The sequence below is a fragment of the Prevotella falsenii DSM 22864 = JCM 15124 genome, assembly GCF_000613945.1.
Lineage (GTDB): Bacteria > Bacteroidota > Bacteroidia > Bacteroidales > Bacteroidaceae > Prevotella > Prevotella falsenii.
The window spans coordinates 74,341-91,329 of record NZ_BAJY01000004.1 but is presented as its reverse complement, the minus strand read 5'-3'; the positions used below and the strand labels follow the sequence as shown (position 1 = coordinate 91,329).

Sequence of the window (16,989 nt, the reverse complement as noted above, 5' to 3'; positions counted from 1 at the left end):
TTTATCAGCGCATTCAGAAACCTATTGTTTTGCGTTCCAAAACCGTAGGTTTTGCACGGTAAAACCGTATGTTTTACAACGCAAAACCTACGGTTTCGCAACGCCAAAGCGATTATATCACTTTTTAACAGAATTATCTTTACAAACTCGGGGCGGTTTCTTTGTGCCGGAGTAAGGGGTTATTGGGACTTTAAAAAGAATGGAAATGCCGTGCGAAGTGTTTTTCTTTCCTCTGCTTTCTTGAGCTATAGTGGCTTTAAAAAGAAATGAAATGCCATGCGAAGTGGGTTTCTTTCCTCTGCTTTCATAGGTTATAGGAGTTTTAAAAAGAAATGAAATATCGTGCGAAGTGGTTTTCTTTTCTCTGCTTTCCTATGTTATAGGGACTTTTAAAAGAATGGAAATGCCGTGCGAAGCGGCTTTTGGGAGAGGGTAGGAACGTGTTGTTTCACGTCCTTACCTTGCCTATGCGGATTATGAAAACGATGGTTGGGGGTATTGAAGCCGGTTTCGGCGATTGTCGGAAACAATGTTCAGCCATTGCCGAAAACAAAAAAGGGGAAAACAATTCCCTTAAAATATCGACAGCTCGATAAAACAATTGACTTTAATTATGGCGAAACAGCCATAATTAAAAGTCAATTTGCAAGTGGAATATGTGCTTAATAAGAAAGTCCGAACGAAAAGGAGGAAAGAGAGAAACGAGGGGTGGAGGTTGGTATAACAACTCCCTGACGCTCAAAATATGTTCTTTTCTCGCCATGAGAATGCTCAAACACGCTTGGCTTGTGCCCATTTGGCTCAACGAAAGCGTTTTTCCCATATCTCGAAAAGTGCATTTTCTCGCCATGAGAATACTCAAGCACGCTTGGCATTGTGCCCATTTGGCTTAACGAAAGCGTTTTTCCCATATCTCGAAAAGTGCGTATTCTCGCCATGAGAATGCTTAAACGCATTTGGCATTGCGCCCACGTGGCTTAACGAAAGCGTTTTTCCCATATCTTGAAAAGTGCGTTTTCTCGCCATGCGAATACTCAAACACGTTTGGCATTGTGCCCACGCGGCTTAGCGAAAACGCCTTCCTCTCGTTCCTCTTTTCGCTTTTTCTTATTTGTTTATGATAATCTTTTGGGTAAACCGTTGATTGTTATATTCAACCAATACGATGTAGATGCCCGAAGGAATGCCTCCTAACGGAATGATGTTCTTGCTACTCTTGGCAACAAAATGCCCATCAACAGCGTAGAGGCGCAGCGTTCCTTTGGCATTCAACTTTATTGCCGACTTGTCTATCGATAAGACAGATTTGTCTACCAACGGAGCTATTGAGTTGGTTAAATCGAGTATATACGGTGTTGAAGCCAAAGATTCCCTTCCGTCATTATAGTATGCCACGACGGTATATTCCGCCTTGTCGAGCGGTTGCTTGTCGATATAGCGCGTCGCTTCAAAAGGAATGCAGACGTTGTTCAGCTGCACACCGTTGCGGAAGATGTTGTAGCCGATAAGGCTTTTGTCCTCTTCCACGGTCTCATCGTCGGGCTTTTCGGTTATGTTGCCTGTAATTCTCCAGCAGCATGTGCCCATTTGGGCGTCGCCCTCGTAGAAGTCCCACACGGTTTTCCAAGTTTTTCCGTTGTCTTCAGAGTACAGGTCGCTCTTGCCGGTTACGTACGATTGTGAGCTTTCGTAGGTTAAAGGAATCTGCCCGGTGTCATAATCGTGAACCTTAATGCCCACAATCAGTTCCTTTCCGCTGTCAATCTTGATGGGCTGCTTTAGCTTTTGGGTTGTATTCTCGTTGTACTTAATGCCTTCCATCTCTTGTTCGCAAACGAGTTTTCCATTCTCGAACACCACCACAGTTGCACGAATGCCCTTTCCTTCGTCAGCTTCTTCGTAATAATTGATGTAGCCTGTTACCGAAGTAAGATATTTGCCGTGGTATGGAGCAAGCTCGCTTTGCGTGAATTTGTTGGCTCCGATAAGTTCCTTTCCTTCATTTCCGATGGTATATCCCGGTGCTTCCGGCTCAGAAAGATAGTTGAGCGAATAGCCGTTCCTGCTGTTCTTCCACATCAAAAAGAGTTGGTTGTCCGTAACTTTGCCTGTAAATCCCTTGGGCGCATCGACGTTGTCGCCACTTCCAATCATAATGTTGTCGAGGTAGAAATAATAGCCCACTGTGCCCAGTCCGTGTCTGCGGAACCTTATTTGGAAGACTTTGCCGGCAACGTGCTTCGTTAAATCAACCGTCAAGATGCCTTCCAGCTTCGGCAGTTGTTCAACCGTCCACTCTTTAGCTACCTGCCACGACTTTCCGCCATCTACGGTATATTCCACGCTAAGCGTGTCTTTGGTTAAGTCAATCTCTTTGCCTTCTTTTGCATCCTCTTCGACACAAAGAAGCAAGAACGAACACTTCACCTTGCTTGCGTTGGCAGCATCGAGCGGCCGACTTACCATACTTGTTGCGTAAGGCTTGAATGTAGACGCGCCAGTATATACTCCGATTGTGTTGTTATGCCCTATTTCGGCTGCTACCACCCACTCCGTATCGACGTCGTCGCCATACTCTTTGTTCTTCGTCCAGTAGTTGGTGTTCAGTGAACCCTTCTCGAAATCGTCGAAAAGCGGGAACGCATAGTCTTCAGGAACGACAATAACTTCAGGGTTTGAGCGTGGCGAAAGCATCTCTTTCCCTTGTTTATCGGTGTATATCGCTTCGATTGCAAACTTGCAATAGCCTGCACCGACATCTTTCACCGTAGCCGTCATCTCGTCTTTCAATTCGTTTAAGGTTGCAACCTTTTTACCGTCGCAATACACGTTGTAGCCTTTCAGCGTCAATGAATTGTAGTTTGTCTTGTCTATCTTCCACGAAAGCTGAACTTGGTGCAGCCCTGTCGATTTTCCTTTTGCCTTATCGGGGGTGGCAGGAATTTCGATTTCTTTCTTGTTTACATTCAGTACCCATGCCTTGGGAGTTTGCCCCAACGCCGTGTTAGTGTCTTTATTGCCGGTGATAACATTGCCGTTTGCCGACACAGCAGCAGGGAATGCCTGTGCCCCGTCTTCATAATTCAATGGGAACGATACATTCAGTTGCGGATTGAACAAATAGAGATAATAGGTGAAATCGAAAATTCTGCCTGAAGAATATTGGTACCAGAAGTTTCTGTAGTACATTCCGCCCACGCCTTCAGCGTCGTAAATAACCGCCCCGAACACGTCGCCATTGTCCGCAACAGTAGGTATGCGTATTTGTTCTTTGCTATCGAAGGTAGACAACGTGCGGTATGTGCCTTTCTCTACATCGAAAATTCGGTAGTCGGACCTGCTTGAAAACGAGAAGATAAAGTATTTTCCGTTATGGCTCATATCAATCATGCGCATCTGTTTCATCTTCGCCAATTCTGCATCTTCGTCTTTGTAGTTCACTGTTTTGCATTTCCCGTCAATCCAGTAACACACAATCGATTTCCCTTTGTCCACTGCCAGCCCCGTAATGGTGCGTCCGTCAGCCGACACATTCACAGCCAGACCGTATTCGTAGCCCTCGGGCAAGGGCAGAATTTCCATCTTCCATTCGTTGTTTGCACCGCGAGTCCACTTGCAAGGATAGCTGAATGCGAAATTAGAACATTTGCAATATCCTGCCACCACTTTGCCGTCGTTAGACAGCGATGCTGCAAAAGTTCCGTCTTCGTGCTGTTTTATCTTGTTCATATCCAGCTCCCCATAAGGCAGTTTTACTATTTTTCCGTTCTCAAATATGGCTGCAACATTGGTGGGAGCGTTCGTTCCGTAGAAGTCTACATAATGGTTCAAGTCTTTTACCGAGCCGCATAGCGTGCCTGCATCGTTCACGTCCCTGAACATTCCGTAGGTTTCCCAATTCTCAGAGTTGTCTGTCGTTACCCATTTGAGGCTTCCGCTGCTGACATCGTATAGGAAACTCTCCGTTCCGACTTCCGATTTGACTTTGGTCGGGTTGTATCCCACAAGATACTTGCCGTTTGGCGATATTGCCAAAGAAAAGGTGTTTTCCTCTAAAATCTTTACTTCGTCTGCCTGCATAGCGCAGAAGAAGAACAGAAACAGGAACAATAAAGATAGTTTTTTCATAATAATGATGTTTTTAGTTTTTTAATTTAGCAGTCTTGTAACTCTTCGAAAAAGCAAGCAATAAAATGGTAAAAAGGTTAATTAATGCTTGCATATACCAATATCTCATTTACTTCCGCACTGCTTACAACGCAAATAAATAAACTTTTGATACTTTGCAAAGGTAAGCATAAAATCTGAAAGAAAATTCTTTTTAACAGATTTTATTTTACAAAAAATGTTTCTTCATATTGTCAGACATTATAATGAGCACCTTGTCAGTTCGTCGGATATGGTTCTAAACCCAATGCAAAAGCACACTATACACACCGTAAAGCGAACATCTTGTAATGCAGAAGAGATAGCCATACAGCAAGTTGGCTATCCATGAATTTAGGAAGAAACAGCCGAAAAATATGTAAAGAAATTTTGCAAGCGATTGTCTTGCATAATCATCTATGTATCAACACTTTGCAAAACCTATGTTTTGACGTTGCAAAAGCGTAGGTTTTGCACGGTAAAAGCGGCTGTTTTGCATCGCAAAACCTACGGTTTCGCAACGCCAAATTGAAATTATCGTTTTTCTTCAGAATAATATTTACACAGCAGGAGTAAAGTACGCACCATTTAGTATCAGATGTAATTGCCTTGCAAACAAAAATACGGGACTGCCCATTGAAAGGCAATCCCGTAAATATTGCTGTTCTTTAACCCCAATCGGTTCATTAGGACGCATTTGCTTATCTTTGTTATTACCGTCATGCTTCCTTACTGCTTTGGTTCGCTTGCCGGCATCTGCACCGCCATTCCATCTCGCCGTAGCCCGCTACGCCTTCGATGAAATGGCGGCACATCTGCTCAACAATCGAACAAAATCAGCAAGGACGCTAATAACCGATTGGGGTTTAAAAAATCGTTTGAGCAGCAATAAAGGGTTGAATTAACTGCTTACTGGTGCTGCTCGCGCAACAAGTCGTTTACGGTCTTTACAGGATTGAAAGTTATTGCAGGCACTTCCACGAACACAGTGTTCCAGTTGCTCATTGCTCCGTTCCAAAGACCGGGCAGCTCCAATGCTTTCAGCTCTTTTCCGTTCTTCGACTTGCTGCTGATGAAACCTGTGGCAGGGTCTACGAATTTCGGCAAATCGAACGGCTTTCCTGCATAGTCCTTTGTTGCACAAACCAAGTCTACGGGGTTGAAGTGGGTGCCCTCTTTGAACATTCTCACCGATTCGGCGTTGTTGCTGTCTATCTGCGAACTTTCAAGTATCTGCAAACTGACGGTGTTGTCGGCATTATAAGCATAGAACGGACCGCCACCGGGCTCGCCACTGTTCCTTACCATTCCGCAAACACGCATAGGACGGTTGAACTTTTCGAGCAGATAGGCTGCCAGTTCGTCGTTGTTCAGTCGGTCGATGTCGTTGCGTCGGCAATGCAAATCGTTCTCCAAGAAGTGCTTCATACGTTGCAAGTCGGCTGTCGTATAGTCGGCAGCTTTCAGTTTCCTGACGTATTGGAAAGTCTTTTCCTGCAACGTTACCAATACGCCCGCTATTACCTTCTTCCACGTTACCGTTTCGGCTTTCAGTCGGTCGGGCGTTACGTTGTCGATATTCTTTATGAATACGACATCGGCATCTATGTCGTTAAGGTTCTGAATGAGTGCGCCGTGCCCGCCGGGGCGGAACAAAAGCGAGCCGTCGTCGTTGCGGAAAGGCGTGTTGTCGGGGTTTGCGCCTACCGTATCGGTGCTTGGCTTCTGCTCGGAGAATGTAATGAAGAAGCGTGTGCGGTAGTTTTGCTCGTACATAGGTTGCTTTTCGGCAGCTTTCGCCTTGAAAAGTTCAAGATGTTCGTGCGATACCGTGAAGTGAACGTGTGCCTCCGCACCGCACGCTGCGTATTGGGCAGCCTCGACAAGATGCTCTTCCATTGCCGTGCGGTTGCCTTCGGCATACTTGTGGAATAGCAGTAATCCCTTTGGCAACTGCCCGTAGTTAAGTCCGTCGGTGTGCAAGAGTGTTGCCACAACGGCTTTATGGTTGCCTGCTTCCACGAGTTGCGCAATGTCTTTTCCGTGCACAGCCCTGCACTTTTCGTTCAGTTCGTTGTAGAAAGCGAAGTGTTTCAGATTGTCGAAAAAGAACTTTTCAAAGTCAGTCGTAGGCACATCGTACGCTGCTTCGAGGAAAGCGAAAAGGTCTTTGAACATTCTGCTGGCTGCTCCGGAGGCAGGAACAAACTTCACCACCTTGTGTTTTTCAGCTTTGTAGCTGTCCCAAGCTGCCGTAAATTCCTTGATTTCGTTTTCCTTTAAACGCACAACTCCATTGCCAACCGTGGCTGCGCGCTCTATTTTAAGGAAAGGGAAACCGTTTCTAAAGTCGGCAAGTTGCTTCTCAAAATCGGAAAGCGTAATGCCTTTTGAGCTCAATAATAGTTCGTCTTGCTTTGATAACATAACAGTATAAGTTTTTATGTACTAAGATGCAGCAACGAAACAGGGGTGCCGCAATTGTTGTCTCTTTCGCAAAATTACTTACTTTTTCTTAATTTAGAGAACATTTAGCCGTTTTTTTGTACCTTTGTAGTGTTATTATTAAAGGCGACGAATATGATTTTTACAGACGATGAACTGAAAAGCTTTCACGCTCTTACCGAGGAGTTAAACGAAGAGTTGGAAAACGATGTAACGGAACAAGACAAGGAAAAGCTGGCTTCCTACATTAAGCTAATGGAAGAAAAGGGAGCCATGGAACGCAATGTCTTCGGTCTGAGCGAACTGCTTTGTGCCATGCAGACATCGCTGATAGCTGTTCGCAACATCGGTTTGAAGCGCGATTCGGTACTTGCCACCGTGCTGTATGCAGGCTATGAGAATGGTGCATTGGACATAAAGCAAATAGAAACCGACTTCGGAAAGAGTGTGGCGCAGATTATTCAGGGCTTGGCACGCATTCAAAATCTGTATAAGAAAAATCCTATCATCGAAAGCGAGAACTTTCGCAACCTCTTGCTTTCGTTTGCAGAAGACATGCGCGTCATACTGATTATGATTGCCGACCGTGTTAATCTGATGCGGCAAATACGCGACACCGACAACAAAGAGGCACAACGACAGGTCGCAGAGGAAGCAAACTATCTGTATGCGCCGCTCGCACACAAGTTAGGACTATATCAGCTGAAGAGCGAACTCGAAGATTTGTCGCTGAAATACTTGGAACACGATGCCTATTACCACATAAAAGAGAAGCTGAACGAAACGAAAAAGGCACGCGATGCCTACATAAAAGGTTCATAGAACCTGTCAGCAAGGAACTTCAGAATGCAGGACTGCGCTTTCATATAAAGGGCAGAACGAAGTCGATACACTCCATCTGGCAGAAAATGAAGAAGCAGAAGTGTGCGTTTGAGGGCATATACGACCTCTTTGCCATAAGAATCATCTTGGATTCGCCGACCCAAAAGGAGAAAATGCAGTGCTGGCAGGCGTACTCTATCGTAACAGACATGTACCAACCCAACCCCAAACGCTTACGCGATTGGATTTCCGTGCCCAAATCGAACGGCTACGAATGCCTCCACATTACGGTTTTAGGTCCTGATACTAAATGGGTGGAGGTGCAAATCCGTACCGAACGCATGGACGAAGTTGCCGAACACGGCTTGGCAGCGCATTGGCGATACAAGGGAATACAGGCAGAAGAGGGAATGGATACGTGGCTGGCGTCTATCAGAACAGCGTTGGAGGCGGGCGACAACTTGGAAGTGATGACGCAATTCAAGCGCGACCTGTACGACAAAGAGATTTACGTGTTCACACCGAAAGGCGATTTGCTGAAGTTCCCGAAAGGTGCTACCTTGCTTGACTTTGCCTATCACATTCATTCAAAGCTTGGAAACCAATGCGTTGGTGGGAAGATAAACAACAAGAATGCCTCTATAAGAACCGAACTGCACAGCGGCGATACGGTGGAAGTTACGACCTCAGCCACGCAAAAGCCGAAACAAGAATGGCTGAACATCGCTAAATCGGCTCGGGCGAAGTCGAAAATACGCCTTGCACTGAAGGAAACGCAGGTGAAAGAAGGCGTATATGCAAAGGAAATGCTCGAAAGAAGGTTCAAGAACAAGAAGATAGAAATAGAGGAACAAACGCTTTTCCACCTTATAAAGCATCTTGGTTTCAAGGAAATTTCGGAGTTTTACAAGCAAATAGCCGACGAAAAGCTCGATGTAAACAACGTGATAGAAACGTATCAGCAGCTTTACAATCAGACACACAACCTGAATGCGCCGAAAGAAACCGAAAGTGCGGAGAAGTTCGAGCTTGCCGACGAAACGGCTGAACTGCTGAAAAACAACGAAGATGTACTCGTAATCGACCGGAATTTAAAGGGCATCGACTTCTCGTTGTCGAAGTGTTGCAACCCTATTTATGGCGACCCCATCTTCGGTTTCGTTACCGTTAACGGCGGAATAAAGATACACCGGGACGACTGTCCCAATGCGCCCGAACTGCGCAAACGCTTCGGCTACCGTATAGTAAAAGCTAAATGGAGCGGCAAAGGTGGGGCAAGCTACAGCATAACGCTGCGCATAATAGGGCACGACGATATTGGAATAGTGAACAACATTACCAATGTGTTGTCGAAAGAAGAAAAGGTTGTGATGCGTTCTATCAACATTGACTCGCACGACGGTTTGTTTTCGGGAAACCTCGTTGTGCTGATAGAAGACACATCGAAGCTGAATGCGCTCATAAAGAAACTGAAAAATATAAAGGGAGTAAAACAAATAGCAAGACTATAACGCCGTTATGGTCTTGCTGCTCCTATTATATAATGTGGGTTCGGCAGAAGAATTGCGCGTTATATTATTTATTAAGAAACCTAAAGAAAGGGTTGATGATGATTTAATAGGTTTATTATATGGAAAAATAAATAATAGAAAAATGGTGAAAATCAATGTACAGAATACTGCTGTCAATATTGTCAGACACAACGATGAAGACTATATCAGCCTGACGGATATGGCTCGAAGCCAAATGCAAGAACATATTATTTTCCGTTGGCTGAGCCTTAAACCCCAATCGTTCATTAGCGTCCTTTACTGATTTAGTTCGGTTGTTGAGCAGATGTGCCGGCATTTCATCGAAGGCGTAGCGGGCTACGTCGAGATGTAATGGCTGCGCAGATGCCGGCAAGCGGACGAAAGCAGTAAGGAAGCATGACGGTAATAACAAAGATAAGCAAATGCGGCCTAATGACAGATTGGGGTTTAAGGCACCATTGAATATTTAGGCGAATGGGAAATGCTGTATAACCCGGACTTTAATTGTACCGAATTCGGTGCAATTAGAAATGCTGCAGGAAGCAACAACTTTGTACTTTCAGTAAAAACTTGGATAGAACATACCCATGCTATCGGCATCTATTCCAAGGCCGGACGATATGGCGGAACGTATGCTCACCGCGATATAGCATATCATTTCAAAGAAATAATAAGGTGCTGAATACTTTTTAACGTGAGTTCGGTATAAGAATTACGCCGATACATTATTCATTACGATGCTTAAAGAAAGAATTGGTTATGATTTAATAGGCTTATAATCGAAGAGAAGTAAAGTATCTTCGCCCTCCAATTCCTACACCGAACTCACGTTGTTTATGAACGTTTTCGTTTAGCCAAATGCGCAATGCCAACTTTATTTGAGCATTGTCATGGCGAGAAAACGCACCTTTCAAGGAACGAGAAAATAACGGAAAGAAGGTGATAAAAACGTAAATATTTTTCGCAAGCGTAGCTGTCGTGTAACTGTTTATCCGCCAGCGCATTACAAAACCTATTGTTTTGCATTCCAAAACCGTAGGTTTTGCACGGTAAAACCTACGGTTTAACAACGCAAAACCTACGGTTTCGCAACGCCAAAGCGATTATATCACTTTTTAACAGAATTATTTTTACAAGATTAAACCGAAAAACGCTCACTGTTTCATTAGCGGAATTGCTTGAAAACATCTGCGCCATTGCCTGTTCAATCTGCTTTCTTATGTCGTGCTCACATATTATATAAAGGTGTCCAATCGGACGAATAGCCTTAAAATCCCTTCATCTCTTCGTCGAGCAACCTTATGCCTTTCTCGGTGCATACACCTCTTATATGTAGCAAGACAAAGGTTTTGAATATCTCTTTGATGTTGTATTTCTTGTAGAGATTGTTGCTCATGATGTAGTGTCCCGAAGCATCGGCAAGCGTGTTCAGTATTTCTATGTTTACATCGGGCAGGAAACACCCCTCGCTGATACCGCGCTCAATGAACGCCACCATCTGTTTTCTCTTGCGTTTCCGCTTGTTTTTAACGTATTCCATTAATTTTGGAAACTTCCCAATGTCCTCCAAGAAAACGGGATTTATCCTGCTCAGCTCTTCGGTTTGCAGCTTAAAAAAAGTGCATTGTTATATTGATGACATTGACTCCGGGCTTGTCGAACTCCTCAAGTTTCTCTAAACCGCGCTTGTCGTTCAACACAACAACCTCGTAAAGCAAGTCTTCTTTGTTCTGATATATTTCGTAAAGGGTTCGCTTTGAAATCTTCAAATGCGCAGCAATATCGTCCATTTTAACCTTACGAATTCCATTTTGGAAAAACATTGTAGTGGCTGATTGAAGTATTTTAGCCTTCACTTCTTTCTTGTAATCGTTCTCTATAACCATTGGTGAAGTATTTTATTTATTCGCAAAATTACAAAAATAATATCATTTATACAATCCTTTTATTGTTTTTATTTAGTATCTTTGCACTTATACATGGTTTTTTGCAGTGAATTAAAGTCAGTATTAAACTCATATTATGGTAAAAATAACAAAAGAGGCGGCTCTCGAGTATCACCGGAATGGCCGCCCGGGAAAGATAGAAGTAATTCCAACAAAATCTTATAGCACACAAACCGACTTGAGTCTTGCCTATTCGCCCGGCGTTGCATATCCTTGTTTGGAAATCCAAGAAAACCCCGACAATGCTTATAAATACACCGATAAGGGAAACCTCGTGGCGGTTATAACCAACGGAACAGCCGTTCTCGGACTTGGCAACATCGGTGCGATGAGCGGAAAACCGGTAATGGAGGGCAAAGGACTGCTGTTCAAGATTTACGGCGGCATCGATGTGTTCGACATAGAGATAAACGAAACCGACCCCGACAAGTTCTGCGAAACGGTCGAAAAGATAGCCCCGACGTTTGGCGGCATTAATCTTGAGGACATAAAGGCACCCGAATGCTTTGCAATAGAAGAACGACTGAAACGCACGTTAGACATTCCCGTGATGCACGACGACCAGCACGGCACAGCCATCATATCTGCCGCAGGTCTTAAAAACGCACTCGAAGTGGCCGGAAAAGACATTGCAAAAGTGCGATTGGTGGTGAACGGAGCCGGCGCAGCTGCCATTTCGTGCACGAAACTATACATGGCGTTAGGCTTAAAGAAAGAAAACATACTGATGTTGGACTCTCACGGCGTCATCACAACCGACCGACCGAACCTTACAGAGCAAAAGAAAATCTTTGCAACCGAACGCAATGACGTGCACACATTGGAGGAAGCAATGAAAGGGGCTGACGTTTTCGTAGGACTCTCAAAGGGCAATATCCTCTCGAAAGAGATGATTCAGTCGATGAACGACAATCCTATCGTGTTCGCATTGGCAAATCCCGTACCCGAAATTTCGTACGAAGACGCAATAGCAGCGCGCCCCGACGTGCTTATGTCCACCGGTCGTTCAGACTATCCGAACCAGATTAACAACGTCATAGGCTTTCCTTACATCTTCCGCGGTGCGCTCGACGTACACGCAAAAGCCATCAACGAAGAAATGAAACTTGCAGCCGTGCACGCCATAGCCGAATTGGCAAAGCAGCCGGTGCCCGATATTGTGAACAAGGTTTACCACGTGAACGAGCTTACATTCGGTCAGAAATACTTTATTCCCAAGCCCGTAGACCCACGACTGATAACGGTTGTGAGCGCAGCGGTGGCAAAAGCGGCAATGGACAGTGGCGTGGCAAGAACACCGATAGACGACTTCGAGGCATACAAAGACAAGCTCATGCAGTTGCTTGGACAGGAAACGAAATTCACACGCTACCTGCACGCCACTGCGGCACGCCACCCACAGCGGGTAGTATTTGCCGAAGGAGTGCACCAAAACATGCTGAAGGCTGCCGTGCAAGCCAAGCAAGAAGGCATCTGCCAACCGATATTGCTGGGGCACCCCGACCGTATAAAGCGTGTAGCCAACCGATTGAAGCTCGACCTGACAGGCATAGAACTCATTGACATGCGTGCCGACAAAGAGCAGGGACGCAGAGCCACATACGCAAAACACCTTGCCGAGAAGCGCGCACGCGAGGGCTACACCTTCGACGAGGCTTACGACAAGATGTACGAACGCAACTATTTCGGTATGTCGATGGTGGAAAACGGAGATGCCGACGCCATGGTAACAGGACTGTACACCAAATACAGCGACACCATAAAAATGGCAAAAGACGTTATCGGCATTCGTCCCGAATACAAACACTTCGGCACAATGCACATCTTGAACACCAAACGGGGCATTTACTACATTGCCGACACACTGATAAACCGTATGCCGAACACCGAAACGCTTGTCGATATAACACGACTTGCCCACCATTCCGTGAAGTTCTTCAACGACAATCCCGTTATGGCGATGGTGTCGTTCTCCAACTTCGGCAGCGACGAGGGAGGCTCGCCACAGCAGGTTCGCGAGGCGTTGGCTAAGACACAGGCAGAGCACCCCGACTGGCTGATAGACGGAGAAATGCAGATAAACTTTGCATTGGACAAGAAGCTGCGCGACGAGAAGTACCCTTTCACCCGCCTAAAAGGCAAAGACGTGAATACGCTTATATTCCCCAACCTTGCCTCTGCCAACAGTGCATACAAGCTGTTGCAAGGCTTCAGTCCCGAAACGGAGGTGATTGGTCCTATCCAAATGGGACTGAACAAGCCTATCCACTTCACCGACTTCGAGTGTTCTGTACGCGACATTGTAAACATCACGGCGGTTGCAGCAATCGATGCCTATATAGAAAAGATTAAGAACAAGCAATAGGCAAGTGTTTTAGCGGTTTTATTATAATGTAAAAGTCCCTTTCTGATAAGCAGTAAAGGGACTTTTTGTTTCGTTAAGAAGCAATAAAAACTTAGCAGGATAGTGCTGATGACTAAATAAAAAAATATGCTTTTCCCGACCATATATTTGTCAGCATTTTACAAAACCCCATTTTTTTGCATTGCGAAAGCGGCTGTTTTGCGATGCAAAACCTACGCTTTTATCGTGCAAAACAATAGGTTTTGCGATGCGTTGATAACAAGCAAGTTAAGCAATAGATACTCCTATGAAAACATTTTACATGTTTTCGTCCTCTTTCCTCGACTTTTATAATAGGTTTGTGCCGTATTTTTAATTTTAGCAGACAGCAACTATAAAATATCAGCAATAAATTTGGGATATTCCATTTTTTGTATGTACCTTTGCATTCGCTTTTGCCGATATGGCTCAGTTGGTAGAGCAACGCATTCGTAATGCGTAGGTCCCCGGTTCGAGTCCGGGTATCGGCTCTTCGTTGAAGAAGGGTTTCTGCAAAAGCAAAAATACAGACTTCAACCCAAATCAAAGTCTACAAGCGGAATTAGCACATCGGTAGTGCACGGGCTTCCCAAGCCTGTGAGGCGGGTTCGACTCCCGTATTCCGCTCTTCTTCCCACCTTTTCATTCGCTTACTATATACATTTCTGTAAATGATAGTTGGACTTTACCATCAGAAATGTTTTCAAACTTTTTTTCTTTTTCTTATCCTTTTATTCTAAAACTTTTATACCTTTGCATATGAAAATTAACAATTAAAACTTAAATTATGAATAGTTACGACCAAAAAATCTTAAATGAAATTGAACAAGCAGCTAAAAAGTTCAACAATTATTTAGTAAATCATCTAAACCGCAAAAAACCAAATAACCATAGCAATATTGCAGATTATCAGAAAATATTTTTGATGAATTGAAAAAACAGTTCCCTATTACTCATGGAGCATTGAGTATAAAGTTACTCCATTAGCACAAGATAGAATTGACATCTATGGAAAACCATCTGATAACAAAGGTAAGCAGATAGTTATAGAGATTGATGCCAGTCGTAAAGATCAGATTGCAACTAAATTTATATCGCGATTGAGTCTTGTCGGATTAAATGAACCATTGCTTTATGTAGCCTTGTTATACCCAGATACTCAAAGAGACATAAATACCTGCCAAAAATATATTAAATATGCCAATAACATTGCAAAAAAAATCAATAACAAATCTTCTGCAATAGGTGTGTTTGTAGATGTTAATAAAGAAATGGAGAGTCCTCAAACGAAAGGTTATATTGAGGAGTGGGATTATGAAAAGAACTATAACTTCTATATAAGTTCTGCATCTAATAATATTCTCAAAGGTATGACAGAATGTGCTGCAGAAGCCATTAAGGAATATATCAAATCGAAGCAGAAATCGTTAAATAAAAAGAATAAAAAATTTTATTACGAAGAACTTGAAGCCGAATTTAATTCTCACTCAAGTATTATTGCTAATAGTGCAGGTAAGAACAGATATTACGACACAGGTGTTAAACTCCCAACAAAGGCTGGCATTGATGCTACTGTATTCACCTATAAAGAATGGCGCCAAACAGAAATGTCGTGGAACAACTTTCTTACTCTTTGTGAAAAGAAGGGCATAAAGATAAATCAAGTATGGAAAAGAATATGATAACAATAATCCTTAAAAGATATTACACTTACAGGAATTGTTCAAAAAAGTTATTATTATGAAATTCTTGTAGTTTAAGTTTACAAATTGGAATAATTCTTTTACCTTTCATTCACATAGCGAACTACGCAAATGAAAGATACAAGAAACAATTCTCTCAACTAAAAGATAAAAACTACAAAGATATTTTCTATAATCTACTTATAATAAAAAAAGCCGAAAAGAACGGTTTTCTTTTCGGCTTTAATCGTTTCTTCCGAATATACGGCAAGCATTATTCGCCGCACACTCGTTTATATTGCTCTATGAGCCATTGCTTCTGTTCGGCTATGCTGATGTGGCTATTATCCAACTCGATGGCATCATCGGCTTTGCGCATAGGCGACACTTCGCGATGCGAATCGATATAATCGCGTTGCTTAACGTTCTCCAATATCTCCTCAAAGTCGGCTTCCATGCCCTTTGCCTTCAATTCATCGTAACGCCGTTGCGCTCTTACTTCGGGCGATGCCGTTACAAAAATCTTCAATTCTGCATTCGGAAAGACCACCGTGCCAACATCGCGACCGTCCATTACAATACCTTTGTCTTCGCCCATCTTTTGCTGTTGCGCCACAAGTGCTGCACGAACAAACGGAACGGCTGCAATAGGACTGACATGCGACGATACTTCCATCGTGCGAATTTCGCTCTCTACATTCTCATTATTAAGATAGGTGTCCGGGCGACCCGTTTCTTTGTTGAGCTTGAAACTGATGTTTATGTTCGGAATTTCGGCTTCCAGCCGGGGCAGGTTTATTGAGCCGTCTGCATGAAACAGTCCGTGTCGCAAGGCATAAAGCGTTACACAACGATACATTGCCCCCGTGTCTACGTAAACATAGCCCAATTCTCGTGCCAAATCCTTTGCCATTGTGCTCTTTCCACACGAAGAAAAGCCGTCAATGGCAATTGTTATTTTCTTCATCTAATATCTGTTCTTTTGTTTCTTATTCTTATAGTATTAAAGTGCGTAGGCAAAATTCAGCATGATGGAATTGCTTGATGCGTGGTACTTGCCATACGATACATTCAGCTTGAAGCGTTCGAGATTGATTCCGCCACCAACGCTGAAACCTGCTCCGTGGCTGCTTTCATCGTCGCCAACTCCCACTTTCATATCGTTTCCTCTGCGGAAATTGTAGCCACCGCCTATCCATAAACTTTCTGAAAGCAGAATCTCGGCACCCAAATTCAAATGGTTTATAAATCGGTAATCGTAATGCGTAAGGTCTACAAGCGTAGCCGACACACGTACAGGAAGCGCAGCAAACGTTTTGCTGACACCTATTTGCAGGTCGAAAGGCATTTTTCCGAAATTGTCATCATACGCCTTCACCTGTCCGCCAAGGTTCTTTGCAACAGCCGACACCGACCATTCGAGTTCCGGGTCGTACCAATTCAAGCCCAAATCCACGCCAACAGCTATGCTGTTATAGCTACCAATATACGACGTAATGAACTTTCCTGTGATACCACCGACCAAGTTGCGTGCCAATTCATAGGCGAAAACAGCCTCAACGGCAATCTCGCTTGCACTGAATTCGCCCGTCTGCACATTGTTCTCGTCTACTTCTTTCATCTTTCCGTAGTTCATGTACTGAATGCCACCGGCAAGCGTAGCCTTATCGTTCATTACTCTCGTGAAAGAAGCCCCCATATAGTTTGCCCCCTTCATATAATTCATATAGCTAAGCCCAAGTGTCATATCGCTGACCGATGCCGCCAAGGCAGGGTTTGAAAACATAAGCGAAGGGTCGTCCTCGATAATAGAAATGTTATTGCCGCCCAATGCAGCAGCACGCGCACTGACAGGTAAACGCAAGAAGTTGTATTCTGTTTGACTTTCCTGTGCTTGCGCTATGGTTGAGAATAACCCAAGAAAAAGGGCGAAAACAAGCTTTTTCATTTAATGTACTTTAATTTATTTGGCAAAGATACATCTTTTTCCGAATATCTTATTAATTTTGTCTGTCGATTATGCAGCGGGCATT

Annotated in this window: 11 protein-coding genes, 2 tRNA genes and 2 pseudogenes; 7 read left to right on the top strand and 8 right to left on the bottom strand. The window is 43.9% G+C overall.

Translation table 11 applies throughout. The features are described from left to right. Positions 1–662: 662 nt before the first annotated feature. Both JCM15124_RS15720 and JCM15124_RS02820 read right to left on the bottom strand, forming a co-directional pair. Positions 663–911, bottom strand: coding sequence for a hypothetical protein (locus JCM15124_RS15720; protein ID WP_156930621.1), 249 nt, complete (start codon positions 909–911; stop codon positions 663–665). Between the two features lie 196 nt (positions 912–1,107). Then, a complete protein-coding gene (locus JCM15124_RS02820) occupies positions 1,108–4,128 on the bottom strand; it encodes a T9SS type A sorting domain-containing protein (RefSeq protein ID WP_024998204.1) in 3,021 nt (1,006 codons plus the stop codon). Between the two features lie 725 nt (positions 4,129–4,853). Between JCM15124_RS02820 and JCM15124_RS15715 the strand changes: the two genes are divergently transcribed. Next, positions 4,854–5,051 (top strand): hypothetical protein, encoded by a 198-nt coding sequence (locus JCM15124_RS15715; RefSeq protein ID WP_156930619.1) that lies wholly within the window; start codon positions 4,854–4,856, stop codon positions 5,049–5,051. A gap of 4 nt (positions 5,052–5,055) precedes the next feature. On the opposite strand, the gene JCM15124_RS02815 is transcribed toward JCM15124_RS15715, so the two are convergent. Beyond that, positions 5,056–6,573, bottom strand: a complete 1,518-nt coding sequence (locus JCM15124_RS02815) for a DUF4301 family protein (protein WP_024998203.1) — start codon at positions 6,571–6,573, stop codon at positions 5,056–5,058. Positions 6,574–6,726: 153 nt separating this feature from the next. Between JCM15124_RS02815 and JCM15124_RS12975 the strand changes: the two are divergent. Next, positions 6,727–8,924 (top strand): annotated as a pseudogene (locus JCM15124_RS12975) (RelA/SpoT family protein). A 115-nt stretch (positions 8,925–9,039) separates the two neighbouring features. Here the strand turns inward: JCM15124_RS12975 and JCM15124_RS17140 are convergent. After that, entirely contained in the window at positions 9,040–9,357 is a 318-nt protein-coding gene (locus tag JCM15124_RS17140) for a hypothetical protein (protein WP_198019114.1), read from the bottom strand. 42 nt (positions 9,358–9,399) lie between these two features. On the opposite strand from JCM15124_RS17140, the pseudogene JCM15124_RS02800 reads away from it, so the two are divergent. Beyond that, positions 9,400–9,606: pseudogene (locus JCM15124_RS02800) on the top strand (KilA-N domain-containing protein); the annotation flags it as partial. 606 nt (positions 9,607–10,212) lie between these two features. Here the strand turns inward: JCM15124_RS02800 and JCM15124_RS17085 are convergent. Then, positions 10,213–10,485: a hypothetical protein gene (locus JCM15124_RS17085; protein ID WP_306303128.1), complete on the bottom strand. Its 273-nt coding sequence runs from the start codon at positions 10,483–10,485 to the stop codon at positions 10,213–10,215. A gap of 70 nt (positions 10,486–10,555) precedes the next feature. Then, positions 10,556–10,831, bottom strand: coding sequence for a TetR/AcrR family transcriptional regulator (locus JCM15124_RS17080; RefSeq protein WP_306303127.1), 276 nt, complete (start codon positions 10,829–10,831; stop codon positions 10,556–10,558). A 136-nt stretch (positions 10,832–10,967) separates the two neighbouring features. Here JCM15124_RS17080 and JCM15124_RS02790 point away from each other — a divergent pair, with 136 nt between their 5' ends. The 4 genes from JCM15124_RS02790 to JCM15124_RS02770 all read left to right on the top strand — a co-directional run bounded on the left by JCM15124_RS02790 (position 10,968) and on the right by JCM15124_RS02770 (position 14,956). Beyond that, the gene (locus JCM15124_RS02790) at positions 10,968–13,256 is read left to right on the top strand and encodes an NADP-dependent malic enzyme (RefSeq protein ID WP_024998201.1); all 2,289 of its coding nucleotides are present in this window, start codon (positions 10,968–10,970) and stop codon (positions 13,254–13,256) included. Positions 13,257–13,692: 436 nt separating this feature from the next. After that, positions 13,693–13,765 (top strand) — tRNA-Thr (locus tag JCM15124_RS02785). Positions 13,766–13,830: 65 nt separating this feature from the next. Continuing rightward, positions 13,831–13,901, top strand: a tRNA-Gly gene (locus tag JCM15124_RS02780). Positions 13,902–14,401: 500 nt separating this feature from the next. Next, on the top strand, positions 14,402–14,956 hold the full coding sequence (locus JCM15124_RS02770; protein ID WP_198019113.1) for a hypothetical protein: 555 nt from the start codon (positions 14,402–14,404) through the stop codon (positions 14,954–14,956). A gap of 274 nt (positions 14,957–15,230) precedes the next feature. Here the strand turns inward: JCM15124_RS02770 and cmk are convergent, their stop codons facing one another. Continuing rightward, positions 15,231–15,923, bottom strand: a complete 693-nt coding sequence (cmk, locus tag JCM15124_RS02765) for a (d)CMP kinase (RefSeq protein ID WP_024998199.1) — start codon at positions 15,921–15,923, stop codon at positions 15,231–15,233. A 36-nt stretch (positions 15,924–15,959) separates the two neighbouring features. Then, complete coding sequence (gene porQ / locus JCM15124_RS02760; RefSeq protein ID WP_024998198.1) at positions 15,960–16,904, bottom strand: type IX secretion system protein PorQ; 945 nt, start codon at positions 16,902–16,904, stop codon at positions 15,960–15,962. Positions 16,905–16,989: the final 85 nt, after the last annotated feature.

Bases quoted from the DNA above. Each gene is read 5' to 3' on its own strand.
- JCM15124_RS02790 (WP_024998201.1), top strand. From the start codon at position 10,968: ATGGTAAAAATAACAAAAGAGGCGGCTCTCGAGTATCACCGGAATGGC.
- JCM15124_RS17085 (WP_306303128.1), bottom strand. From the start codon at position 10,485: ATGGAATACGTTAAAAACAAGCGGAAACGCAAGAGAAAACAGATGGTG.
- JCM15124_RS15720 (WP_156930621.1), bottom strand. From the start codon at position 911: ATGGGAAAAACGCTTTCGTTAAGCCAAATGGGCACAATGCCAAGCGTG.
- cmk (WP_024998199.1), bottom strand. From the start codon at position 15,923: ATGAAGAAAATAACAATTGCCATTGACGGCTTTTCTTCGTGTGGAAAG.
- JCM15124_RS02815 (WP_024998203.1), bottom strand. From the start codon at position 6,573: ATGTTATCAAAGCAAGACGAACTATTATTGAGCTCAAAAGGCATTACG.
- JCM15124_RS02820 (WP_024998204.1), bottom strand. From the start codon at position 4,128: ATGAAAAAACTATCTTTATTGTTCCTGTTTCTGTTCTTCTTCTGCGCT.
- porQ (WP_024998198.1), bottom strand. From the start codon at position 16,904: ATGAAAAAGCTTGTTTTCGCCCTTTTTCTTGGGTTATTCTCAACCATA.
- JCM15124_RS17080 (WP_306303127.1), bottom strand. From the start codon at position 10,831: ATGGTTATAGAGAACGATTACAAGAAAGAAGTGAAGGCTAAAATACTT.